Annotated in this window: 26 protein-coding genes and 2 pseudogenes; 22 read left to right on the top strand and 6 right to left on the bottom strand. The window is 55.6% G+C overall.

Translation table 11 applies throughout. The features are described 5' to 3' along the window. Nucleotides 1-3 precede the first annotated feature (3 nt). From QMZ29_RS03810 to repA (QMZ29_RS03780), 8 genes are all read left to right on the top strand, one after another. The gene (locus QMZ29_RS03810; RefSeq protein WP_283225727.1) at nucleotides 4-1,218 is read left to right on the top strand and encodes a secretion/conjugation apparatus DotM-related subunit; all 1,215 of its coding nucleotides are present in this window, start codon (nucleotides 4-6) and stop codon (nucleotides 1,216-1,218) included. Nucleotides 1,219-1,228: 10 nt separating this feature from the next. After that, complete coding sequence (locus tag QMZ29_RS03805) at nucleotides 1,229-2,335, top strand: thioredoxin fold domain-containing protein (RefSeq protein WP_283225726.1); 1,107 nt, start codon at nucleotides 1,229-1,231, stop codon at nucleotides 2,333-2,335. Continuing rightward, on the top strand, nucleotides 2,322-4,514 hold the full coding sequence (trbC, locus tag QMZ29_RS03800; protein ID WP_283225725.1) for an F-type conjugative transfer protein TrbC: 2,193 nt from the start codon (nucleotides 2,322-2,324) through the stop codon (nucleotides 4,512-4,514). Before QMZ29_RS03805 ends, trbC begins: the two co-directional genes overlap by 14 nt. A 19-nt stretch (nucleotides 4,515-4,533) precedes the next feature. Further along, on the top strand, nucleotides 4,534-5,205 hold the full coding sequence (locus tag QMZ29_RS03795) for a hypothetical protein (RefSeq protein ID WP_283225724.1): 672 nt from the start codon (nucleotides 4,534-4,536) through the stop codon (nucleotides 5,203-5,205). A 175-nt stretch (nucleotides 5,206-5,380) separates the two neighbouring features. Next, nucleotides 5,381-5,914, top strand: coding sequence for a phospholipase D family nuclease (locus QMZ29_RS03790; protein ID WP_283225723.1), 534 nt, complete (start codon nucleotides 5,381-5,383; stop codon nucleotides 5,912-5,914). 115 nt (nucleotides 5,915-6,029) lie between these two features. Continuing rightward, a complete protein-coding gene (gene repA, locus QMZ29_RS03785) occupies nucleotides 6,030-6,281 on the top strand; it encodes a replication regulatory protein RepA (RefSeq protein WP_283225722.1) in 252 nt (83 codons plus the stop codon). A 240-nt stretch (nucleotides 6,282-6,521) separates the two neighbouring features. Continuing rightward, a complete protein-coding gene (gene tap, locus QMZ29_RS25805) occupies nucleotides 6,522-6,593 on the top strand; it encodes a RepA leader peptide Tap (RefSeq protein ID WP_071825190.1) in 72 nt (23 codons plus the stop codon). Then, the gene (gene repA, locus QMZ29_RS03780; RefSeq protein WP_283225721.1) at nucleotides 6,586-7,452 is read left to right on the top strand and encodes a plasmid replication initiator RepA; all 867 of its coding nucleotides are present in this window, start codon (nucleotides 6,586-6,588) and stop codon (nucleotides 7,450-7,452) included. The genes tap and repA (QMZ29_RS03780) overlap by 8 nt, the downstream gene beginning before the upstream one ends. A gap of 1,432 nt (nucleotides 7,453-8,884) precedes the next feature. Here the strand turns inward: repA (QMZ29_RS03780) and QMZ29_RS03775 are convergent. Together QMZ29_RS03775 and QMZ29_RS03770 are read right to left on the bottom strand one after the other, a co-directional pair. Further along, a complete protein-coding gene (locus QMZ29_RS03775; protein WP_283225720.1) occupies nucleotides 8,885-9,394 on the bottom strand; it encodes a hypothetical protein in 510 nt (169 codons plus the stop codon). Nucleotides 9,395-9,438: 44 nt separating this feature from the next. Then, nucleotides 9,439-9,996 carry a methylated-DNA--[protein]-cysteine S-methyltransferase gene (locus tag QMZ29_RS03770; protein WP_283003293.1) on the bottom strand — a complete coding sequence of 186 codons (558 nt, stop codon included), beginning with the start codon at nucleotides 9,994-9,996 and terminating at the stop codon, nucleotides 9,439-9,441. Between the two features lie 166 nt (nucleotides 9,997-10,162). On the opposite strand from QMZ29_RS03770, the gene def reads away from it, so the two are divergent. Next, on the top strand, nucleotides 10,163-10,663 hold the full coding sequence (gene def / locus QMZ29_RS03765; protein ID WP_283003294.1) for a peptide deformylase: 501 nt from the start codon (nucleotides 10,163-10,165) through the stop codon (nucleotides 10,661-10,663). A gap of 43 nt (nucleotides 10,664-10,706) precedes the next feature. Here the strand turns inward: def and QMZ29_RS03760 are convergent, their stop codons facing one another. Beyond that, a complete protein-coding gene (locus QMZ29_RS03760; RefSeq protein ID WP_283003295.1) occupies nucleotides 10,707-11,378 on the bottom strand; it encodes a DNA-3-methyladenine glycosylase family protein in 672 nt (223 codons plus the stop codon). A gap of 256 nt (nucleotides 11,379-11,634) precedes the next feature. Here QMZ29_RS03760 and QMZ29_RS25800 point away from each other — a divergent pair. From QMZ29_RS25800 to QMZ29_RS03705, 12 genes and pseudogenes are all read left to right on the top strand, one after another. Next, nucleotides 11,635-11,889, top strand: a pseudogene (locus QMZ29_RS25800) (hypothetical protein); the annotation flags it as partial. Between the two features lie 6 nt (nucleotides 11,890-11,895). Beyond that, nucleotides 11,896-12,162, top strand: a pseudogene (locus QMZ29_RS25795) (methylated-DNA--[protein]-cysteine S-methyltransferase); the annotation flags it as partial. Further along, entirely contained in the window at nucleotides 12,159-12,899 is a 741-nt protein-coding gene (locus tag QMZ29_RS03750; protein WP_282981183.1) for a 2OG-Fe(II) oxygenase, read from the top strand. The pseudogene QMZ29_RS25795 and the gene QMZ29_RS03750, both read left to right, overlap by 4 nt. Before the next feature lie 7 nt (nucleotides 12,900-12,906). Further along, nucleotides 12,907-13,545, top strand: coding sequence for a DNA oxidative demethylase AlkB (gene alkB / locus QMZ29_RS03745; RefSeq protein WP_282981184.1), 639 nt, complete (start codon nucleotides 12,907-12,909; stop codon nucleotides 13,543-13,545). 379 nt (nucleotides 13,546-13,924) lie between these two features. Further along, nucleotides 13,925-14,797: an alpha/beta fold hydrolase gene (locus tag QMZ29_RS03740; RefSeq protein WP_282981185.1), complete on the top strand. Its 873-nt coding sequence runs from the start codon at nucleotides 13,925-13,927 to the stop codon at nucleotides 14,795-14,797. 59 nt (nucleotides 14,798-14,856) lie between these two features. After that, nucleotides 14,857-15,921, top strand: a complete 1,065-nt coding sequence (ada, locus tag QMZ29_RS03735; RefSeq protein WP_282981186.1) for a bifunctional DNA-binding transcriptional regulator/O6-methylguanine-DNA methyltransferase Ada — start codon at nucleotides 14,857-14,859, stop codon at nucleotides 15,919-15,921. Next, a complete protein-coding gene (locus QMZ29_RS03730) occupies nucleotides 15,918-16,655 on the top strand; it encodes a 2OG-Fe(II) oxygenase (protein ID WP_282981187.1) in 738 nt (245 codons plus the stop codon). The genes ada and QMZ29_RS03730 overlap by 4 nt, the downstream gene beginning before the upstream one ends. Before the next feature lie 7 nt (nucleotides 16,656-16,662). After that, the gene (gene alkB / locus QMZ29_RS03725; RefSeq protein ID WP_282981188.1) at nucleotides 16,663-17,331 is read left to right on the top strand and encodes a DNA oxidative demethylase AlkB; all 669 of its coding nucleotides are present in this window, start codon (nucleotides 16,663-16,665) and stop codon (nucleotides 17,329-17,331) included. Nucleotides 17,332-17,334: 3 nt separating this feature from the next. Beyond that, the gene (locus tag QMZ29_RS03720; RefSeq protein ID WP_282981189.1) at nucleotides 17,335-17,583 is read left to right on the top strand and encodes a hypothetical protein; all 249 of its coding nucleotides are present in this window, start codon (nucleotides 17,335-17,337) and stop codon (nucleotides 17,581-17,583) included. Then, entirely contained in the window at nucleotides 17,546-17,815 is a 270-nt protein-coding gene (locus QMZ29_RS03715) for an Ada metal-binding domain-containing protein (protein ID WP_282981190.1), read from the top strand. Before QMZ29_RS03720 ends, QMZ29_RS03715 begins: the two co-directional genes overlap by 38 nt. Nucleotides 17,816-18,004: 189 nt before the next feature. Then, nucleotides 18,005-18,451 (top strand): ester cyclase, encoded by a 447-nt coding sequence (locus QMZ29_RS03710; protein WP_283003298.1) that lies wholly within the window; start codon nucleotides 18,005-18,007, stop codon nucleotides 18,449-18,451. Nucleotides 18,452-18,585: 134 nt separating this feature from the next. After that, on the top strand, nucleotides 18,586-19,296 hold the full coding sequence (locus tag QMZ29_RS03705; RefSeq protein ID WP_283003299.1) for an alpha/beta hydrolase: 711 nt from the start codon (nucleotides 18,586-18,588) through the stop codon (nucleotides 19,294-19,296). Between the two features lie 398 nt (nucleotides 19,297-19,694). Here the strand turns inward: QMZ29_RS03705 and QMZ29_RS03700 are convergent, their stop codons facing one another. Both QMZ29_RS03700 and QMZ29_RS03695 read right to left on the bottom strand, forming a co-directional pair. Beyond that, nucleotides 19,695-20,327 (bottom strand): glutathione S-transferase family protein, encoded by a 633-nt coding sequence (locus QMZ29_RS03700; protein ID WP_283003300.1) that lies wholly within the window; start codon nucleotides 20,325-20,327, stop codon nucleotides 19,695-19,697. A gap of 88 nt (nucleotides 20,328-20,415) precedes the next feature. Next, on the bottom strand, nucleotides 20,416-21,303 hold the full coding sequence (locus QMZ29_RS03695; RefSeq protein WP_283216816.1) for an aldo/keto reductase: 888 nt from the start codon (nucleotides 21,301-21,303) through the stop codon (nucleotides 20,416-20,418). 147 nt (nucleotides 21,304-21,450) lie between these two features. Here QMZ29_RS03695 and QMZ29_RS03690 point away from each other — a divergent pair, with 147 nt between their 5' ends. Continuing rightward, nucleotides 21,451-21,708 (top strand): hypothetical protein, encoded by a 258-nt coding sequence (locus QMZ29_RS03690; protein WP_283216817.1) that lies wholly within the window; start codon nucleotides 21,451-21,453, stop codon nucleotides 21,706-21,708. Between the two features lie 200 nt (nucleotides 21,709-21,908). Here the strand turns inward: QMZ29_RS03690 and QMZ29_RS03685 are convergent, their stop codons facing one another. Next, nucleotides 21,909-23,735 carry a CocE/NonD family hydrolase gene (locus QMZ29_RS03685; protein ID WP_283225719.1) on the bottom strand — a complete coding sequence of 609 codons (1,827 nt, stop codon included), beginning with the start codon at nucleotides 23,733-23,735 and terminating at the stop codon, nucleotides 21,909-21,911. Nucleotides 23,736-23,746: the final 11 nt, after the last annotated feature.

The following is a 23,746-nucleotide window of genomic DNA, read 5'->3' as shown; positions in this document are numbered from 1 at the left end:
CACATGTACTCCCAACATCCGAACGCCGCCGGCAACAATGAGCCGGCCATGGTGCTGATCACCCTTGGCCTCACGGCGCTGCTGTGCTGGCTCTACTTTGCCGACTTCGTGCGCTGGAGCTGCTGGCTTCTTTACTGGCTGTGGCGCATGGCGGACTTTCCGGCCATCCATCGCTACGCCGCCGAACGCATCAACCTGCTGGCCGCCACCGGCAACGGCGCCGAAGCGGTCAGCCTCAGCGAATGGCAGGGCGTGCTTAACGCCACGGCCGGCATCCTGTTCGTGCCGATGGTGCCGCTGATAGCCGTGACCGGCTGGGCGCTGGCGCGTCACCCCGCGCTGGGCTTCCGCAGCCGTCGCGCGATCGACATTCACTCACTGCCCCGCGTGATGGCCACCTTTGCGCCTTCCGTTATTCCGGTGCTGGCCGGGCATCGCGGCGACGGGCTGATGAACGACAAAACTGCAGAAAACGCCTGGGCGCTGAAGCCCGAAGAGTTTGCGGAGCAGCAGGGCCTGATAAAGCGCCGGGTGCTGGACCGCGACGCCGCCCGCGCGGCGTTTGACGCGCAGACCGGCCCGGCCATGACGTCACCGGACCAGTGGCAGCCGCACGAGCGCGCGCTGCTGGCCGTATTCGGGCTGCAGGTGTTTGCGGATGACCGGTCGGCTGCGACCACGCTGCTGGACGACCTGAACCGGTCCTGCATGACCCGCAGGCTGTTCCGGGCGCCGGAGTTCCGCAGCGTCCCCGACTGGAAGGTCTCCGAAGCGCAGGTCGCCCGGGTGCTCGCCTGCCCGGGCGTCAGCGAGTGGCTGAAGCGGCACGGCACGGTGCGCTCCGCGCTGGCGGGACTTTACGGCCGCGACCTCAGGCTGCCGCCGGCGCGCTTTCGCTGGCTGAAGGGCTGTGACCGCACGCTGTGGTACGGCCTGCACAGCGCCGACACCGCCAAGGTGTTTGTCGAGGGCGCGGGCATCGTGGCGCAGGCGCGCGCGGAGCAGATGGCCATGAAGCTGAGCCTGCCTCGTCCGCCGCTGATGACGGACGAGGCGATTGCCGGGCTCCAGTACGAGCTTGAATCGCTGGGTCTCGTTTACCCGCGCGATGCGCGTACTCAGCGTGCAAAACCACAGCGCGAAGTGCCATTCCCGGACGCACTGTATCTGCCCGACGCGGGCGAAAACGAATTCACCGACGGCGCCGGCGTGCGCTGATAAGGAACTGATGATGAGCATGACACGCAGAGAAGGCCCGTTCACCGCCGAAATCCACGGCGACCTTATGAGCGCCCGCCGCCATACGCCGGAAGAGGGACACGGGATGAACGGCGCACATTTCCATACCCGTGCAGTATCAGAACCGCTGTTCATCCTGCCGCTGGCAGAGATGCCGTGGTTTGTGATGCACGGTGAGGGTCTGTACGCGCAGAACGCCCGGGATGCCCTGACGCCGCTCTACCGCGGCGATGACGCCGCGCAGCTGCTGCACTGCATTACCGGCCTGCTGACCACTGTAGAGAGTAAGCGCCTGCGCAGCAAGCGGCACCGGAAGTACGCTTATGTCGCGACAGCCCTGATTGTGGCAGGACTTTTGCTTATTAAGCCCGTCGCCCTTTCCGGCCTGATACCGGCTCCTGAGGGCCGTCTGCTCACCACAGTGGATGCGCCGCGCCCCGTTCTGCCGCCACCTGCCCCCGTCGCCTCACCGGTAATGCCGTCCTATGACAATGGCCTGCGTACCGAACGCCCGGCACCGGCTCCGCAGCCTCCCGTGACCACCAACGACAACGGCTGGAGCCTGCCACAGAACGTGCGCGCGGAGCTGCCGGGCAATCTTAAAAAAGCCGCGGCACGGGGGCTGTTTACCGTGCCTCTCTCAAGCGGTCACGCGCGCACGATTTACGTGTTTGCCGACCCGGCCTGCCCGAACTGTCAGCGCATGGAACGCCATTTTGAAACCGCCGCCGGCGCCGTCAACGTGGTGATTTTCCCCGTGACCATTGAGGGCCGCGAGGCGTCATTGAACGTGCTGACGCCGGTGATGGCACTGCCGGAGGCCGAACGTGCCGCCGCCTGGAAGCAGCTGTTTGCGGCCGATGCTGGCATCGGCGTGCCGGGCGGTGCGCAGAGCGCGCCGGCGGTGACGGATGAGACGAAGGCCGAAACGGCCCGCGGGGCGATTGGCGTCAACGAGGTGGCTTTCCGGGCTTACCGCCTGCCGGGCACGCCGTGGACGATCGCTGACGACGGGCGCTACGTGCCCCAGAGCGTGCTGAGCTCGCCGGCGGCGCTGACGGCGTTTCTGAACGGAGGAGATTATGTCGGACAATAACTCGACGCTGGATAACGCGCGCGTGAACCGGCACGTCGGCCGCTCCTGGCTGACGGACATGCTCAGCGAAGGCGGTACGCTGTTCTGGGCCATGCCGGCGGCGGTGGTCGCGGGTATCGTCTGGCCCGCCACGCTGCTGCTGAGCCTGCCGGTGCTGCTGTTCTGGTCAATGGTCGTGGCGCCGGCAGGCCGCTGGAAAATGCCGATGCGCATGCCGACGGACATGAACCGCGATGACCCCTCCACCGAACGGCAGGTGCCGGCGAAGGTGCTGGGCTTTCTGCCGGTGGCCAGCATCCGCATCCACACCGGCCGCGCGGCCGGCATCCTGTACGCCGGCTACCTGCGCGGCAAAGACGCGGGGCGGGAGCTGTGGCTGTCGATGGACGACCTGACACGGCACGTGCTGATGTTCGGCACCACCGGCGCCGGTAAAACCGAGACGCTGCTGGGCTGGGTGTTCAACGCACTGTGCTGGGGTAAGGGAGTTATCTTCTCTGACCATAAGGCGCAGAACGACGTGGCGATTGCCACGATGTCCATGGCACGCCGCTTCGGCCGCGAGGACGACCTGCGTGTAATGAATTTTATCACCGGGGGCGCCTCGCGGGCGCAGCAGCTGCTGGACAACGTCAAGGGGCGGCCGGAGACCAACAGCACCTCCGTCTTCGGGCTGGCGCAGGAAACCTACATCGTTAACCTGATGGACTCCATGCTACCCAAAACCGGCAGCAGCGGCGGCGAATGGCAGGAAAAGGCCAAGGCCATGAACCAGGCGCTGATTTTTGCGCTGGTCTACAAGTGCCGCCGGGAGGGCACGACGCTGTCCCAGCGCACCATTCAGCAGCACCTGCCGCTGCGCAAAATCGCCGGCCTGTACATCCAGGCGGTAGAGGAGCAGTGGCATGAGGAAATCCGCCACGTGCTGCAGAACTATCTGGACACGCTCTCCGGCTTCGACATCGAGAAGGTGGCCACGCCGTCAGAGTGGGACCCGGAGGCGAACCGCCAGCACGGCTACCTGATGCAGCAGTTCACCCGCATGCTGAGCCTGTTCAACGACACCTACGGCCACGTGTTCGCACGCGACGCCGGCGACATTGATCTGCGCGACGTGGTGCACAACGACCGCATCCTGATCGTGCTGGTGCCGGCGCTGGAGCTCTCATCCAGCGAAAGCTCCACGCTCGGCCGCCTTTACCAGTCTCAGCTGGCCATGATTTTAAGCCAGGATCTCGGCGAGAAGCTGGAAGGCCGGGCGAAGGACAACATGAAGGTGCGGAAATTCAAAGACCGCTTTCCGCTGCTCTGGATTATCGATGAGGTTGGCGCCGGCTACAGCGAGAAGCTCGGCGAACTGGCCACGCAAATCCGCTCGCTGGGCTACTGCCTGCTGCTGGCTGGTCAGGAGGTCCAGCGTCTGAAAACGGCCGCAGGCGACGCGGTCTGGACGCTGATTGCCAACATGGGCGTACGCATCACCGGCAAAATCATGGATCCGAAAGATACGCTGGAAATCCTGCAGCTGATGGCCGGCACAGAGTATCGCGCGCACATGGGCAGCATGGTGCAGCAGGCCGGCATCCTTGGCGGCTGGAACGATGATAACCGCCTGCAGGTGAGCGAGAAGAAAAAGGTCGACGTTGATGAAGTTCAGGCGCTGCAGGAGGGGGAGAACGTCACGCTGTTCAGTGGGAAGGTCATCCGCGGCAGCTCGCTTTACATTAAGGATGCCGACAAATTTGCGCAGGACGCGGTGCGGATAAACCGGTTCGTTGAGGTGAGCCCGCCCTCTGAGCAGCAGCTGCTGGCCACCATGCCGTTCCGCGAGCGCCGCAGCTACGTGCGCGCCGATCGCGTGCAGCATCTCCTGCGCGTGCTCGATGCGGCACCGGGTCCGCAGGATACACAGCGCCTGGTGCTGACCGACCCGGCGCTGGCCACCGTCTGTGAGTTTGACCTTGAGTGTGAATACAGCTGGAAGCGATCGCCGTCGGCCGCGGTGCGCTCAGCGGTTCTCTGGAACATGGTGCTGGCCAGCCTGCCGGCGCGGGGGCGCGGATATAAAGTACGCCTGCGCGAGCCGCGTCTGCTGGACGCGGGCCGCGAGGCCATCGAGCGTGCGGCGCAGAACTACGTGGCGCCATCACCGCTTAAAGCGGCGTCACAGGAAGCCTGACAAACGGGATATCACAGACATGATGACTGAAATCAGGTCCGGTGAACGGCGGGCCTCAAAAGAGAATTCCGTTTGCATCAGCGGCTGGCGGCATCTTCATGCGCTAGCCAGGATGGAAGGGCGCCTGATGGTCATGGCGGCGGCCAGCAGAGTGCGTGGCTATCTGACGGAAAGCGAGCGCACCGAAATTGTCTTCACCGGCATCGAATTTGTCCGGGCGGGCTACAGCGTCCGTCCGGCCCTGCAGATGAGCTGCGCAATTCTGGCCGCCCGCGTTGAACAGCTGGCCCTGCAACTCGACGGGGGGGAATGGATCTGGGCCGTGGATTATGAGTCCGGCGCCTGGCAGATGGCGCAGGGGAATGAGAACGCCGCAGAGAATATCGTGTCCGAAGGGATCGAGTACCGGCCCGTGCCGCACCGCAGCAATGCCGTCGGTGCGGGGGGGTATGTCCAGGTGGGGGCGTCCGGAGATCATCATTTCGGTGTACTTGAGCTGAGCACCGGCAGGCAGGTGGCCATACTTCCGTCGATGTCACTGGCCAGGCACGTCGCCAGCTATGCCGTATCGGTCAGCGGCGGGTACGGTGACGTGCTGATAAGAGAAACGTCAGAGAAGCCGACTCACCTGAGCTTTGACGCCTGGCTGACAGGCTCACCGTTCACTTCTGGCCAGCCTGCCGGCACATGAAACCGCTGAGCACCTCAGCGGCTAAAGCTTCCGAATGTTCTGCCGATACAATGGGTAAGGCTGCTCCACAGCCCCACCGATGCAAGAGTGAAAAATTCATTTGTGTTATATGTGCAGAACCCTTCAGGGGCCTTTTCAGGTCCCTATTTTTTTATTTTCCGCTAAGGAATCCGCTATGAAATTCATATCAGGCGCAATCGCATTGGCGATCGCGCTCAGTTTTGCCACGTCCGTGTCTGCGACCGTTCCTTCGATTGACGTCGGATTTTCTCCCGAAGGCAGCGCGCAGCAGCTGGTCCTCCGCACGCTGGATGATGCGCACGAGAGTATACGGCTGATGGGCTACAGCTTTACCTCGCCCGAGGTGGTCAAATCTCTGGTTGCGGCAAAGCGCCGCGGCGTAGACGTCAGGGTCGTGGTGGACGAAAAGGGCAACCGCAGCAAAGCCAGCCAGGCGGCGATGAACGTCGTGGTGAATGCCGGCATACCGCTGCGCACCAACGACCAGTACAAAATCATGCACGACAAAGTGATCATCACGGACGGGCAGAACGTGGAGCTGGGCTCATTCAACTACTCCCGCAGCGCGGCTGAGTCCAACTCGGAAAACGCCGTGGTAGTGCGTGGCGTACCGTCGCTGGCGCAGACCTATCTGACGCACTGGCAGTCACGATGGGACGGCGGGACAGACTGGCATTCGACTTACTAACCAAATCGCTAATGTGTCCAGGCGGCAACCTGGGCGTGTTATAAAGTTAAGTCGCTGATTATGAGTACCTGTAGTATGCTCTGCCTAGTAATGAATCGTTATCGAGGAGGCAGAGATGTCACAGCACACAAAAGAAGTCACTTCCTCAAAAATGTTAAGTGTGGGCGCAGCCGTTCCGAGAAGGCCTCTGACTGATTCTGAGAAACAGTTAGCTGCTGTTGCACGCAAACGGAAAACGCATAAAGAACTAAAGGTTTTCGTCCGTAATCCGTTGAAAGACTTACTTGTTGATGCATGTACTAAAGAAGGTATCACTCAGGCTCAATATATTGAGCGCTTACTGGAAAAATCCTTGAATCATCAATAAATTTCACGGTAAAGACTTTACTTCCTTGCCTGATTTGATTGCTGGTGATAGATTGCAGATCGATTGAGATCTTTGGTTAGCCACGCCGAAAGGTGGCAGGAGACTGGTGCTGACTGATTAGTTAAGGCCAGAAAAAACAAAACCCCGATAATCTTCCTCAAAGTTTGCCGACCTAGAGAAGATTAACGGGGCCCTAAAAACTGCATAGAAGCTGTTGCTCTATGCGGGGAGTATAGATTCATGCCCGAAAAACTGCAATACCTTCGGTGCCTGCTCCTTCTGTGCAACATAAGCGCAGGAAGGTTTGAATAAGCAGGTAACTGATAACTCATCATTTTATCGTCAGGTGAAAAACCCGAATCCGGAATTTATTCCGGAAAAAGGCAAAAAAACCCTGCCGTTCTGCGAAAAAATCCGTGAAAAAGCGTCGGGCTTTACGCAGCGCATCGAGTTCCAGGCACTGGTGGCCATGGAAATCGCCCACGGAGCACGCAAGCGCCGTCCGCCTGAACTCCGCATCCGCGCGCTGGAAGCCGCGCTGCAGGCGCTCTGCCACTATTACAACCCGCTGGCCAACCGCGTGGGGGCCTCGCTCACGACCATGAGCATCCGCTGCGGTCTGGCCACGGAGAAAAAACGCCTCTCGATCACCCGTTTCACCGGCGCCGTGCAGTTCCTGGCGCAGCTGAAGCTCCTCACCTACACCACCGAATATGACAAAGACATTGGCTGTAACATCCCTACGGACATCACCTTCGCGCCGCTGATGTGGCAGGTGCTCGACGTGTCGGAAGAAGCCGTCGCGGCCGCGCGCCGCAGCCGCATCGAGTGGGAAAACCGCCAGCGCGAGAAGAAGGGCCTGCCGCGCGCCGACGCCGGCGAGCTCATCAACGCCGCCTGGGCGTTCGTGCGCGAGCGCTTCCGCGAGTACCAGAAGTCCCGCCGCGAGCACGGCATGAAGCGCCACCGCGCGCGCAAAGACGCGCCGCGCACCCGTAAGGACATCGAGCAGCTGGTCCGCCTGCAGCTTCAGAAAGAAATCCGCCACGAGCGCTTCTTCGGCGGCCTGGACGCGGTGAAAGCCGAGATTGAGCGCCGCGTCACCGAGCGCATGAAGCTTTCACGCGGCCGCTACGCCCGACTGGACGACGATCTGCTGGTCACGACCTGACACCCGCAGAGACCTCACGCAACTCACTGGCGCAGCCGCGCCGGCTTTCCCCTGCCCGGAATCCGGCCAGAACGGCCGTTATCCCCCTCACTCCGCCCCGTTTTCAGCTATCCGGTTTGCGCCGGAGGCCTTCGCACGTCCGCAGCAAGCCATTCGCATAAAATTCATCCACATCAGCCTCTTACTCCGGCCACCCGAATGGGATCCGGCGCACAGATTTTGCGCCGGTGAACTCGTTTTTAAGTTATCCACATTAACCGCGAGAGGCCTGTTTTCATAACTCCTGACCGCATAGTCGGTTAACTGCTGTCCGGCGTTTTTCTAAACCGCGCTGTTCCTTTTAAACAACCGATCTTTATTCTTTTAAAGAACTGGTATTACTTACCTTTAAAAATAAAACCTATTCGCCACCCGTCCTGTGGACAGGTGAATAACGACCGCCCTTGCAGCGGACTCCGTCCGCGCCGGTTCGGTTTAGCCGCTTCGCGTCAGAAGTAGCTCCCGCCAGAAGCGGCGGGCATAGCTCAACAGTTGCAGAAACCCCTCCATTACCGAAGGTAGCCAGCGGCCATACACACCGGCACAGACTGAGCATCGAGCGAAACCCACCTGAAAAGCGCCGCCGCCCCGGCCCGCAGGGCCGGAACAGAGTCGCTTTATAGATGGATGATGTAACTAGAAAATGGAGCTGCTTTAAGACTGAGGCCTGCGGTTTCTATCTTTCGTCTACGACCATCAGGCTAATGCGCGCCTGAAAGGCCGCTGCTTAAACGGCGTCTGACAGGGAGGGGTTGGGCTTTCGCCATATTTAAGCCTGTAACCGGCTCTGCCGGGCTCACGGCGCCCGATGGCATAAGAGCCGTCCTTAACGATTTCTGGCGCCTCCATGCCGCTCACGCGGCATTCAGGGGCAGGCTGCGCACTGCTCGCCCGCCTCAAAAGCTCAGGCGGGGGATTTAAAGCTGAACTAGGATTGCTGTGTGGCAGATGCTGAAAATTTCTGATTTCACTCAAAATTAAATTACAGGAAGCAGGCCCTGACTTATCGGTTTACAGCCAGAAAAGACTTAACAGTGTAGTCAGGAAGCGATATGAAAGGCCGGGAAGAAGGCGAGACTATGAATCACCCCCATAGTGGCTTAATAAGTATGGTGCATCCATCGGTCGAACTCACAGCCAAAATCAGGCACGTCATAATAATCTGGCCGGAGAAATATTGCTCATTGCGTTTTTCAACATATTCTGGTTTGGTTTGTTATCATCGTTACAGATAACTAATAAAAACATGATAATTAGCCAATCACATAGTGAATTGATTGATGCAATGCTCTAATTATTTAAAAATAACTTAAAATATCAATAACAAACATTTATTCATGCTTTTTATTGGAAGTGGGTGTATTCCTGAACATTATTTAATATAACTGCTCCGTTACCATCCGTTATAAGATTTGATTAAATTCATCCATACAGATAACATTCTTTTATCATGAAGCGTTTTCAGAACATCTCCCAGTGACCACGTGCAGGGTACCCGGCGCAACCATGTTGTATCCTTTATTTTCCCCTGATACAGCCAGATAAGTGTGGCTATCATGATTTGCTGAATCTGCGACCGTTTTCTGTATCCGGCGCGCCATTTTTTCATCTCTTCTGGCTTGACCAATCCCGCCTCGTAGTCGAACGCAGCCGGGGCAATCGTCTGATGCTGCTGACCCGGGCGGTTAAAATCAAAGAAACAGGTCAGATCAAACAAGGTAATGACATTTCTTACCTGACGGTCAAAACTATCGGACTGTTGCGCATACACCTGGTCAGCGTTCAGTTCCTCAGGCAGCCGAAGCCGTTTTCGTTCATCAGACGCTAAACGACTCACTGCCGCAACAAACCATGCCGCCCGACAATCAGTGGCGCCGTCATTCAGACACAGCGTGCCGTCCACTGCGGATACAACCTCCTGAACAGGCAATACGTTATTTCCGGTTATCATTGTGCTTCTCCCAGAGGACGCAGTGGCTCGTTCAAATCAGCGGACATTGCTGACGTAGAACACTCTCTTTCAAGCAGCAACTTTTTACGCCAGTATCCCCAGCGGAAACCCGAGAGAGAACCGTCTTTTTTTACGACCCGATGGCAGGGAATAAGAACGGCAATTGTATTCGCTGCGCATGCCTGGGCGATCTTTTGTGCTTCACGTGGTTGCCCCATCTGCTTTGCCAGTTCACCGTAACTTATCCGCCTCCCTGCCGGGATCTCTCTCAGCAGTGCCCAGACTTTCATCTCAAATTCGCTGCCGGAAGGTGCCAGCGGGTAAGAGAACGTTGCGCCGGGCATATCCATGACGTCCGCCAGTGCTTGTGCGACTTCTCTGAGCTCTGCATCGCTGTGTGTAAAACAGCCTTCCGGATATTTTATCTGCAGGCGGGCTAATCCGTTGTTTATGGAAACGCCTGGCTCAAGCATGACCAGACCTGATTCTGACACGGCGAAAAAAAACTCGCCGAGTGAACTGTCACCAGAAGAATATTGTATTTTCACAGGCATTTCGTATCTCCTTTGCTGTTGTAATCTTATTTTCTCTATTCATTAATAAAACTCACTCGGCTTCTTGCTTTTTATTTTTTTATATAAAAAGCAAGAAGCCGATATCCATAACTGACCCTCCCTGCCATCTTTACATTCAACTGTACGTCGTGAGGAAAGAACAAAAATGGCCGTAAAAAATATCCGACAGTTTCCGGATCCTGTATTACGCAAGCGGGCTAAGCCGGTTGAAATTTTCGATGAACAGCTCGTTCTTCTGACAGATGACCTTAAAGATACTATGTATCATTATGACGGCATTGGCCTGTCTGCTCCTCAGCTGGGGGTATCGCTCAGGGTGATTGCCATCATGGCTGAAGGGAAACGTTCCGGTGCGATGGTTTTAATTAATCCCGTCCTTAAGTCCGTCAGTCGTCAGCGTTCTACCGAAAACGAAGGTTGCCTTTCGATGAATGCTGTGTGGTGTCCGGTCTCAAGGCCGGTCAGCATAATCTGGTGTGCCCGTGATGTTTATGGCAATCATATTGAGGGTGAAGCTGATGGCTGGCTGGCCAGAGCGATAATGCATGAGACAGATCATCTCAATGGAATATTAATCAGCGATTACCAGCCAGTAAAATTCAGACAAAAAATCAGGCGGGGAAATCCCTCCAGGTTATATAAGTGAAGTGATTGCAGATCGCGAGCAGCCTTCTGCGCAGGTTTATTGCTTAACGTCCTGGTCTGGAGGCTTTGAATTCGCGATAGCCAGGCAGCTGCGGTATACGCCAAAGATACCAGGACGCCACAGTCCGGTAAGGCGCGCATTTTTCACTGAGTATCCGGAGTTCCCTCCTGGACAACACACCTTCAGGCGCATAAAGAAAATGCAGCCCCTCTGCGATACCGAAGTCATCAAGCGGCATGATATCCATGCGCTCAAGCGTATAGATAAGCAGCATTTCGACCGTCCATCGCCCGATCCCTTTCAGCGATGTCAGCCGGGCGACAAGCTCCTCATCACTGAGCATGACCGCTTCTTTTCTTCCCGGAACGAGACCGGTCCGCGCCCCCTGCGCTATAGCCTGGAGAGTCGCGACTTTTCGGGTAGAAAAACCGCACTGACGCAGGAGTTCCGGGCTGGCATTCTCAAGCTGAGCTGGTGAAGGAAATGCGGAAGCCTCAGTCATAAACGCCGCGCGCAGCCTGGCGAGAATGGCATCGCCCGCTCTGGCAGTCAGTTGCTGGTAGGCTATAGCGCGTATCAGAGCTTCATAGGGCTCTCTTTCCGGCTTAGCCTGATGACCACATGGACCAACGCGTGTAATAAGGGATGCCCATTCGGGTTGCTTTGACAGCCAGAGAGAGGCCCGTTCGTAAGAAGCTTCACAGATTTCAGACATCGTTATATCTCATTTTACTAAAAGTGCCGCAGCTTACCCGCACCCCATAGTTTTTCATCCCGTTATTTGCTTTCTATTCTTCAGCAGCATCGTATCTGCGACGCGGACTGCACCGACCGTGAGTGATTTTTTGTTTTATCTGAACGAAAAAGAACTGCCGGAAGCTCATAAAACGAAAACGGCAGATATAAAAAATCAGAAAGCAAGAGCCGGAGAGTTCGCTGAAGGCGCAGAGGCCATACTGTGTTCCCTTAATATGGAGACGGTGAATATGAACACTTCAATCGAAAAAATTCGCTATGCCATCGCACAGTCTGTGCTGGGCTATTTCCTTGTGGCCACCAGTGAGAAAGGCGTGTGCGCCATTTTTATGGCTGACGAAACGGAATCACTGCTGTCTGAGCTGAAGCAGACTTTTCCCCGGGCGCAGCTGACAGAAGAGAATCACGCGCTGAGCAGCCTGTCGCAGGACGTGGCGGCATACATCAGTCACCCGGATTCCTCCCGGCGTTTCAAACTGGATGTGCGCGGTACTCCCTTTCAGCAGCGCGTCTGGAAGGCGCTGAGGGCTGTTCCGGCGGGTGAAACACGGACATACCAGCAGATAGCGGGAGAACTGGGTGATAAGGGCGCAGTGCGGGCCGTGGCCGGCGCCTGTGCTGCGAACGTTATCGCCGTAGCAATCCCCTGTCACAGGGTTATCCGTAAAGATGGTTCGCTTTCTGGATACCGCTGGGGTATTGGACGTAAACGTCAGTTGCTCAGTTCGGAGATCGTGCTATGAATCCGGCATTTCCGTTATCTGCGGCAGGTGATGTGCCGTCACGCTGTGAAGCTGTGGACTGGACATTTATCAGACGGGAACTGGATGCCCAGGGGAGCGCTGTTTTCCCCGGCATCCTGACTCGTGAAGAATGCTCAGCCATGGCCGCCCTTTACAGCGAAGGCGACCGCTTTCGCAAACGCGTGGTTATGGCCCGGCACGGATTCGGACGGGGCGAGTATCAGTATTTTCGTTATCCGCTGCCGGACCTGACGCAAACGCTGCGTACGCAACTTTATCCGGGCCTCGCCGACATCGCTAATACGTGGCAGGAAAAACTCGGTCTGACAATACGCTACCCGCGCGATCACGCCGAGTTTTTGTCTCGATGCCGGGATGCCGGACAGCAGAAGGCGACCCCGCTGCTGCTTGAATATCACAACGGAGATCATTGTTGTCTGCATCAGGATCTTTATGGTGAACACGTTTTCCCGCTGCAGGTCGTGATCCTGCTTTCCGAACCCGGGCGGGATTTTGAAGGCGGCGAATTTATGCTTACCGAACAGCGCAGCCAGATGGCGTCCCGGGCTGAGGTTGTGCCCCTGAGGCAGGGAGATGCCGTTGTTTTTGCTGTCAATCAGCGACCGGTAAAAAGCGCAAGGGGCTATGCCAGAGTGGCTATGCGACATGGCGTAAGCCGGCTTCACAGGGGAACCCGCCATACGGCCGGGATCATATTTCATGACGCCCAGACCTGAGACCTCTATGACACAGCTATCTTCTTCCGGTAACGAGCTCATCCGGATGAGCGAAGGCGCAGTGCTTCTCAAAGGATTTCTGCTTAAACATGAGCAGGAACTCCTGCGCAATCTTGAACGTATTACTGACCTGTCCGCATTCAGGCACATGGTCACGCCTGGCGGGTATCGCATGTCAGTAGCCATGACCAACTGCGGGCCGCGCGGCTGGGTAACCGATGAACGGGGATACCGTTATTCTGAGACCGATCCTGAGACGGGGCATGCCTGGCCTGAAATGCCCGCCCTTTACAGCCAGCTGGCCCGGCAGGCCGCCGCTGTCGCGGGCTATCACGACTTCTGTTCCGATGCGTGTCTGATCAACCGTTATATACCGGGTGCCAGATTGTCTTTGCATCAGGACAAAGACGAAAAGAACTTTACTCATCCCATCGTCTCGTTTTCGCTGGGGCTGCCTGCCACGTTCGATTTCGGCGGGCGAACACGCAGCGCTCCCGTTACTCCCTATCTTCTTGAGCATGGGGACGTAGTGGTATGGGGGGGGCCTTCGCGGATGTTCTACCACGGCATCCGGACGCTTAAAAAAGGTCACCACGAACGGATGGGGAGTCAACGTATCAACCTGACATTTCGCCGCGCACACTGAGGCGCGGGTCAGGAACAACAGGAAGCATAATGAGCAATACTAATGGAGCCCGCCACGCCGGGTGCGCAGCCAGCCCTGACAGGCCGGCTGTATATCAGATGACGGCTCCTCTCGGCCAGGAGCGGCAGACCGCAATGGACGCAATGAAGACGTACACTGACGCGGGACTGGCTGAATGGGTCTGTCATGGCAACTGCCCGCAACTGCACTTTACCGACGGACGTATTTATATTTTCGGTCCTTATGGCGTAACCCGGCTGGCCTGAAAAAATTAAAAAGCAAAAGACGGAGTGTCCTGCGGTGAGCATTTCACCACAATAGCAGCCTGACAGTAATGACATCGCCGGCCGTCAGGCCAGCCTGATAACAGAGGTGAATTATGACGCATACAGAATTTGATGCACTCCGCCGTACGGTAACGATCCCAGAAGGTACCATCAGCTATGCCGAACAGGGGAACGGCCCCGTGGCCCTTTTCGTTCACGGGCTGATGGTTAATGGTTATCTGTGGCGTCATCAGCTGGCGGCTCTCAGTGATATCCGGCGCTGTATTGCGGTGGACCTGATGGCCCATGGACATACGGAAACGCCAGTTTCGCAGAACGTCTCTTTTGAAGCACAGGCTGACATGCTGGATGCTTTTCTCGACAGCCTTGATATTGACGCCGTCGATCTGGTTGCCAGCGACAGCGGTGTCGGGGTAGCACAGATATTCGCCGTGCGTTATCCGTCCCGCGTCCGAAGTCTTGTACTGACCAACGGTGACGTCCATGACAACTGGCCACCGCAGTCGTTCTCCGGTTTTCTCGACATGGTTAAAGCCGGAGGGCTCAGAGACACGCTTCGCGGCATGGTTGAACATCCTGATAACTACCGCGCAGAGACCGGTTTCGGGCTTGCCTATGCCCGGCCTGAGAACGTGTCTGACGAAACGGTACAGGCCTATATCGGGCCACTGCTTCGGAGCGAAAACACGGTAGAAAATCTCAAACGATTTGTACTGGCGTTTGACAATCAGCAGACCGTTCGCATCGAAAAAGCACTGCAGCAGGTTGCCGCACCGGCTCTGATTGTGTGGGGAACCGATGATCCCTTCTTCCCCGCACAGTGGGCCAGCTGGCTTGCGAAGACGCTGCCGGGTACGCGGGAGTGTATTGAACTGCCGGGTGAGCGAATGCTTTTCCCGGAGGAACAACCCGCCGCGTTTAACCAGGCCCTGCGTGACTTTTTTGTGAAGCATTCAGCGGCCTGATGCGGGGCAGATCCGGTCAGCCGGTGGCTATGACCGGGTCTCGGATAACAGGTATACATATGAACAAAGTATCACAGTGGGCAACGGATGATGCGCGCTGGCAGGCTATTGTTGAGCGTAATAAAGACGCTAACGGTCATTTTGTGTATGGCGTACGCACGACCGGCGTTTACTGCCAGCCTTCCGGCGCGGCGCGCCTGCCGAAACGCGAAAACATTGAATTCTTCGACACGCCGGAAGCCGCGGAGGCACAGGGGTACCGCCCGAGTAAACGCCTGCGTCGGGGACAACCGGAACTGGAAACCGATCACTCTGCCAGGATTGCGGAAGCCTGCCGGTATATTGAAGCGTGCGAGGGAGAGGCAGCGCTGGCCGATATCGCCGTTCACGTGGGCATGAGTACGTTTCATTTCCACCGGCTGTTTAAGTCAATAACCGGACTGACGCCAAAAGCGTATGCCAGCGCACACCGTAATCAGCGACTGCGCGAGGCCCTGAACGACAATGTCAGCGTGACGGACGCCATATTCGATGCCGGTTTTAACTCGAACAGCCGCTTTTATGAAAATTCATCGGCAATGCTGGGAATGACGCCCAAAACGTGGCGGGCGGGGGGGAAGGGCACAACCATCTATTTTGCACTGGGCATCTGTTCACTGGGTGACATTCTGGTGGCGCAGAGCGACAAGGGGATCTGCGCCATTCTGCTTGGCGAGGACCCGGACGCCCTGCTGAAGGATCTGCAGGATAAATTCCCGCAGGCCGATCTGGTGGGAGGAGATGCTGATTTTGAGAAACTCGTTGCGCGGGTCGTAGGATTCGTTGAGGCACCGGAACTCGGACTGGATTTACCGCTGGATATCCGGGGAACGGCATTTCAGCAGCGCGTCTGGCAGGCTCTGCGCGATATTCCCGTTGGCGCAACGGTCAGTTATTCCGATATTGCGCTGCGGATAGGATCACCCAGAGCTGTCCGGGCCGTAGCCGGCGCCTGCGCGGCTAACATGCTGGCGGTGGCGATCCCCTGCCACCGCGTCGTGAAAAATGACGGTGCCCTGTCGGGATACCGCTGGGGCGTGGAGCGTAAGCGTGCCCTTCTGAATAAAGAGGCAAAAGTATCATGAGTAATACAGCACAAGGGCCGGCAACAACGTTGCTGCAGGATCGGCTAGGCAAAATTAACTGGGACTCCGTCAGCGAAGAGCTTTCTGCGTTTGGGTGTGCTCGTCTGCCGCAGCTGCTCACTCCGGAACTCTGTGACGGCCTCGCCGCACTGTACCCGGACGGCGATCGCTTCCGTACGCATATCCATCTCGCAAGGCACGGATTCGGAAAAGGGGAATACAAATATTTCAGCTATCCGCTACCGGACCCTGTTACGACGCTGCGCACAGAGCTGTATCCGGGACTGGCAGACATTGCCAACCGGTGGAACACCCTGATGAATATTGATGTACATTATCCGCCAACTCATCAGGCTTATCTTGAAAAGTGTCACGCCGCAGGTCAGACCCGACCGACGCCGTTACTGTTACAGTATGCGCAGGGGGATTACAATTGCCTTCATCAGGATCTATACGGCGATCTGGTTTTCCCGCTGCAGGTGGCCTTTCTGCTTTCTGAACCGGACGTTGATTTTACCGGCGGTGAATTTGTCATGACCGAGCAGCGTCCGCGGATGCAGACGCGGCCCGAAGTGGTGCGCCTTGGTAAGGGAGATGCGGTAATTTTCGCCGTTCATCACCGACCGGTACAGGGCACTAAAGGCATTTATCGCGTCAATATGCGACACGGCGTCAGCAAAATACGCAGCGGCCAGCGCCATACGCTGGGCGTGATTTTCCACGACGCTCAGTGATCCCCTTATGATAGAGGATCTCTTTTCAGATGATGACAGCATGGTGCGACAGTGGGAAGAAAAGGTCGCGCCGGGCGCCACTATTCTGCGGGGATTCGCCGGTGACGACACAGCACGGCTGCTTGGAAGCATAAGCACTATAGCCAGCATGGCACCATTCAGACAGCTCCGCACCCCTGGCGGACACGTTATGTCAGTCAGTATGACCAGCTGCGGAGATCTGGGCTGGATGAGCGACGAATTCGGGTACCGGTATACGGCAACCGATCCTGACACAGGGCGGAGCTGGCCATCCATGCCCGACAAGTTCCGTCAGCTGGCAGAAATGGCAGCCGCGGCGGCGGGATATCCGTCGTTCAGCCCCGACGCCTGTCTGATCAACCGATATTCCCCGGGCGCAAGGCTGACCCTGCATCAGGACAAAAACGAACGCGATATGTCTCAACCCATCGTTTCCGTGTCGCTGGGACTGCCGGCCGTCTTCCTGTTCGGCGGGCTGAGCCGGGAACAGGCATGCGCCCGATATATTCTCACACAGGGCGATGTGATGGTCTGGGGAGGCCCCTCCCGCCTTAACTACCACGGCGTTCTGCCGCTGAAGGGCGGGATCCCACCCTGGCCGTCGACAGAATGCGTTCGCTTTAACCTGACGTTCAGGCGAGTCAGGACGCACTGAGGAATGAATATGACATCCGGTCATGAAAGAGCGTTCGTCAGCGATGTTGCCGCCATGCTGGGCGAAATGGTCATTCGCTGTCATCTGAAGGGCATTACGGTCAGTGACGACAATCTGAAAGCCTGCCTGTCATCCTTTGACTTTACGGGTGATCCGCACTGGCGCGCGGTGTGCCGGTACGCCCTGTCCATACTTGATAACAACTGGAGTGACGATGAAAACATCATGGACCCTGCTGGGGAGCGACGGTAAACCTTATGAAAGCCGAACTCCGGGGCGGCTTGGTGGCCATCGCAGGAATAAGATTTACGGGCGCATGGACTGTCCGGCTGCGCTCAGAGCGCTGGCAAAGGGCCACTATGTCAAACACCGCGTTTTCTTTGCGGATGAAATGACGGCGATCGCCGCCGGCTATCGTCCCTGCGGAACCTGCATGAAAGAAAAATATCGGGAATGGAAAGCGTCGCAGACCCGTCCTGAATAACCGCCAGTTATCGTCGCGTCATTTTCAGGAAAGTAAAACCTGATTTTTTTTATTTTTTTCCTTTGCCATAAACTCACGAAAAATATATTCAGTTAGCAAGAAACAGAGGTTTTCATAAAGACGAAGTCGGTATCTTTAACCTCGCGGTGAACGACAGCCGCATGACTAAAGATAACAGGAGTAGGGATTATGAGTAAAAATAAAGAACTGGTCGCCAAATGGTTTGATTCAGTCTGGGGTGCAAACTATAACCCGGAAGTTATTCGCGAACTGGCGGCGGATGATATTTTCTTCCACTATCCAATGCACGGTGAATTCCGCGGTCCGGAAGCGGTCATCGCCATGCTGACTGACTTCCGTGAATCTTTCCAGGATCTGAACTTCTGGGCAACCGGTGAGTTGATCGAAGAAGGTAATAAAGTGGTTGCCACCTGGGACGGCGGCGGTACGCATACCGGTAAAGCCTTCACTGAGTCGCCATTCGGTGGACCTCTGCCGGCCAATTCCGGTAAGGTCATTCGTTTCACCGGCACCACCATTATCGAAATTGAAAACGGTAAGGTGAAATCCGAAGTGGGTCAGGAAGGTGCTATTGACGCACTTCTGCAGATGGGCCTGGTAAAAAAAACCAGCTGATGTCTGCGTGACTGAACCGGCGCTGTGTCTTCCAGGGAAGGACGTGTAGTGTCTGCCGGTCAGTCAGCTCCGATACCCTCAGAAAAAGCCGGGAATAACATCCTGGCTTTTTTCATTGTCTTCAGAGAATCATAATGAATGAATCTGATGAAATCAGCAGCAATCTGTTCCCGTCCATGCATGAACCCGACACGACCGCCGTTAAGCGATACACGCTGACGCTGTCGGATTATTCAGCATCCTTATCGCTTCCTTCACTCAAAAGCAGCGCGCCAGCTCCCTTAGTTATCTTCTTCCACGGAGCGGGCGGCGAAGATGGAGGTGCACTGGCTCAGCTGCATAACCTGTCGGAGACGTTCCGGTTCATTCTTTTTGCTCCCCGCTCCGGTGCGGATTCATGGGATCTGCTGCGCGGCGGATGGGGTGAGGATGCAGACGCTGTTGTCCGGCAGCTGGCGTGGCTGAAGAATCGGTACACGATAGATGACAAACATATTGTGATGGCAGGCTTTTCCGATGGCGCATCCTATGCGCTCAGCCTGGGAGGGCGCTGTGCTGAGGTTACCCACATCGTTGCCTGGTCACCGGGATTTTATCTGGGAAACGTTACGGGGAAAAATATCTTTATCAGTCATGCAGATAATGACAGAGTCTTACCCTACTGCATGACGCAGCGCATGGCGCGTGAGCTAGAGGTGAATAACAACAACCTTATTTTCCGTTTCCATCAGGCGGGACACTCCGTGCCGGGTACGTTTGTGGAGGATGCACTACATTACTGCCTGGCTGCGGACAGGATCGGCTGTGAGCAAAAAGAACCGCCTGTAAAAACAGAAAAGCGCTGAGGACATTTACCCCTCTACTGTCAGGATGCTTACCCGGCAGAGAATAATGCCAGTCAGTGCGGATCGTTTAAAAACTCATGCCTTTTACCGGGTTTGCTTAAATGAACATGCGCAAAGGGGGCGCTTGTGAAGAGGGTGTCAGCCGGGTCCGATTCATTCGCCGGTCTGTGCCGGTACCCGCGCCGGGAGGACGGCGTCGGCTCCGGATAAGGGCGGTTTTTTATCAGCAGTGAGGGCGTTCAGGATTTCTTGCGCGCTGAAGGACCCCGATATTTATCCTGAACACGTCTCACCGGCGTCTACACATTATGCAGCGACAGGACTGAATATGCTTTTTAAAGTGAGAACATGGCGCCTCCCGATAAACCGGAAGTGCCATGCGGGGGAGTTTGACGCGATTACAGCTCAGTTGATTCCTGCCTGAGCGCCGCAGTCACGCTATCATCCCTGCCCATGTGCTTATAAAAGCGGTCCAGCGAAGGATAATCTGTCAGTTTTACGTCGAGCATTTTAGACCAGCGCAGAATGACCAGAAGATAAGGGTCAGCCACGGAGCGCCTGTTATTCACAAGCCAGCGGTTTTTACCCATCGCATCGTTCAGTATGCCGAGATGATGAACGAGCGTCTGCAGCGCTTTGCTTTTCACCTCCGCTTTCACGTCGGCGGTCCCGGGTATCCGTTCAGGGTGGAGCAGCGGAGTGAACGTCTTATGCACATCGGAATTAATGTAGCCCAGCCAGCGCAGGACGCTGATCTCTCCCCGTGAAGAAGGGTCTCCCAGCAGTCCGGCCTCCGGAAACTCCTGTGCCAGGCAGAACAGAATGGCAATGTTCTGACTCAGCGTCCATTTTTTTCCGGGAAAGTCTGCTTTCAGCACCGGAACGGTACCGGATGGGTTCATCATCAGAAAACTCTGCGAACGGCGGGTTTTTTCATCTGTTTTTACAAGAACATAATCCGCTCCCGTCCAGTTCAGTACTATGTGCGCCGCCAGCGAGCAATAGCCTGGCCAGTAATACAGCGTGTACATATTCGTTCCTCCTTATTAGCACAGCCTTTAACCGGCTGTGCAGGGATGTACCATCCGGGCGTCGTTTCCCCCGGATGACCCGGCCTCATCAGGCCCCTGGTCCTGGCGTTTCTGGCGCCTCGCGTCCCAGCTGGTCCAGCAGGCGAAACTCTTCGTCCGTAAGGTGAACACTGGCCGCCGCCACGTTCTCTTCGAGATGGCGGATTTTGCTTGTGCCCGGAATAGGCAGCAGGACCGGGCTTCGTTTCAGGACCCACGCAAGGGCGATCTGGCTCGGACTGTAACCCTTCTCTCTGGAGAGCGTGTCGAGTAACGACCCTGACTTGGCGAGATCCCCTGCTCCCAACGGGAACCATGGAATAAATCCGATATTGTTTTCCGTACAATAATCGAGCACGTCTTCATGTGTGCGGGTAACGAGATTAAACATGTTCTGAACTGACACTACCGGGAAGTGGCGTTGTGCACACTGAATCTGTTCAATACTGACTTCACTCAGGCCGGCGTGCCTGATCAGCCCCTCCTTCTGCATTTCTGCTATAACACCAAACTGTTCATCAGCGGGAACAAGAGGGTCAACACGATGCAGCTGCCAAAGGCCAATCTGTTCAACTCCGAGTTTGCGGAGGCTCATCAGAACGGTCTGGCGAAGATACTCAGGCCGGCCAACCGGTTTCCAGACATTCGGACCGTGACGGGTAAATCCGCCCTTGGTGGCAATCAACAGGTTGTCGTAAGGATGTAGCGCTTCCCGGATGAGTTCTTCACTGATATCAGGACCGTAGCTGTCAGCCGTATCGATGAAGTTAACCCCTATTTCCGGTAAGCGGCGCAGTGTTTCAAGGCAGGATTTTTTATCTGCCGGCGCTCCCCAGATGCCGTCCCCGACAATGCGCATTGCGCCATAGCCCAGTCGATTTATCGTGATATCACCCAGCGTGAACTGACCGGATGCCGATGCGTTTATCTCTGTCATAGGAACTCCATTGTGTGTATTTCTCATAAGCAGTGTACTGATACGCCAGACATGAACTCTCTGTTTATTGCTTTTCAATAAACGAAGTTGAATGCAGTTTAAAAGGATGCTATCCCTTTCTTTTACTCTGCAATGAGGAAAGTGAAGATGAGTCATGCGAACATAACGAAAGTTATTTTAAGCAGTGGTTATAGTCCGTCGGAAAAAAAAGAGCAGTTAATAAGTTCAGTACGGATGCTATCCTGTCATCGCGGGGAGGATTTTGAAAACACATGTAAGCTTTTACAAAAAAGAATAAATGTGGACGTTAATGGCATTGAGGATGAAGCGAAAATATTGCTGGCTTATTTTTATCTAAAAGAATTCTGCACTTCAGGGCAGGGTAACCTTGGTGAAGGAAAATAAGCGATATAGCAATTTTAATTCTCTGCGCCGGCAGCCTCACACAGATATTAAGTCCCCCAGAACGAGGCCATTTAAAGGCCTCTTCGTCAGCAGAACAAGTGGCTACAGGAACGGAGCCACTTGTTCTGCTGACGCATAATGTCCAGCTTACAAGTTTAAATTCATTCTCCTGAACAAATCAGTAACTATTTAAAACGCTCTCAGGTGGCTTCCAGCACTAACAAGGATAGATGTGAGGGGGTATGATTTCCGAACCAGACGGTGTTGCGGGCAATCCGGGTTACTCGTCCATCGCAGGGTTTAACGCCCGTATTTGGATTGCAATCGAAGTGGGGGAAGTTACTGCTCGCGATATCGAGTCGGAGACGATGTCCAGCCCTGAACAGGTTGCATGTCGCAAAAGGTGTGATAACCAACTCAATCTGCCTGTCGCCGGTAATGTCCCCGGCTGGCTCTCCACCGTTTCTGTATCTACATCTGATTATGCCGTCAGTAATATTCATTGCATATCCCTGAGGATAATCTTCATTCGGAGGATAGACGTCAATAAGCTTGGCGGTAAAATCGGTATCAGGCGCATCACTGCTTACCCATAGCGTAACGGCGATTTCTCCCGCAACGAGAAGATCCTGCTCAAGTACGGCTGTCTGAAAAGCCAGCACGTCTGCGCGGGCGCTGAGGGGTAAGCCATCTCCCCGGGTGCCAAAAAATTCCGGATATTCTCTCTGATCAAATGCCCCTCCCCTGAACACGGGTAATCCTGAGGTCAGCGATCCACCTATAGTGGGCACTGGATTGCGGGGGTCGGAGAGGTAATTTATGCAGTTCTGCGCGGCGGGTTTTTCTGAGGCAAGTTTTCCTCCCGCATCAAGCCAGAATGTTTTCTGAGTTGTGCCCTGCAGGGGCCATTTATCACTGTGAAGCCATTTTCCTCCATGGTCGAGTCGGCCCTGATGATTTTTTTTTCCGGTCCCGCCGCCCATACAAAACACAGAAACATCCGGGATTATTTTGTCGTTTTCGGAATGCCGGATGGTTTTATCAAACCATTTGAGTCTGCATTCAAGCCAGGTGGTTTCAATATTTCCGTCGAAGCAGGCCTGTTCTCCGAAATCCACATCACCGCTGAAGCTTTGGTTTCTGTCGCCATGTAACCACGGCCCCATAATCAGCCTGTGCCTGTGGCTACCTTTACCGAAGGCCCGGAAATTGTTTAGCGTAGAACTGACATAATTGTCATACCAGCTCGACATAAATAAAACCGGAATATCCGGCAGATCGTCATAACAGCCCTGTGCCCAGATACCGTTGCGCTTCCAGTATTCATCAAAATCGCAGTTATTCCATTGTTCCAACAGGTAGCTCTCATATTCCGGCACATGCCGAAGAGGTGAATGCCCCGGAAACCAGGGAAATCGTCTGAACCAGTCTGTAATATTTTCATTGTCAAGTGCATCGCGGATCCGCTGGTCCCCTTTGGCGCGGGGGCTTTCCTTCGCCTGTCTGTATGCCCAGGTGACCTGTTTCATTTCAAATGCACCTCCCTGGCGTATTCCACATTCCCACGCGTTACTGAAACCGCCGGAATCAAGAACCATAGCGCACAGTGCAGGAGGCTTAAGGCAGGCCATTGCCAGCTGAGTATGCGCGGCGTAGGACAGTCCCATGCTGCCTATCTTTCCGTTGCACCACGGCTGGCTGGCCAGCCATGAAAGTGTGTCGAACCCGTCCTCCCCTTCACCGGTATACTTAATGAAAGTACCCTCAGATTCATATCGTCCCCGGCAATCCTGAATAACCAGAACATACCCTCTGTCCGTGAAAGACCGCGCCATCTCCGTCCTGGAGATTTTCGCTCCATCAGAAGTGGATTCTGAACGTGAGTATTTATTTTTTCCGTAAGGTGTACGCTCTATAATAACCGGCCAGCAGCCTGTGCCGGAAGGAAGATAAATATCCGTTGATAATTTTATCCCATCGCGCATGGGTATCATTACGTTCATCATATGACGGTCGTCAGTAATCATTATATTCTCCG

The sequence above is a fragment of the Serratia sp. PF-27 genome (genome assembly GCF_030053255.1).
GTDB lineage: Bacteria > Pseudomonadota > Gammaproteobacteria > Enterobacterales > Enterobacteriaceae > Serratia > Serratia bockelmannii.
This window is presented reverse-complemented; position numbering and strand designations above follow the sequence as displayed.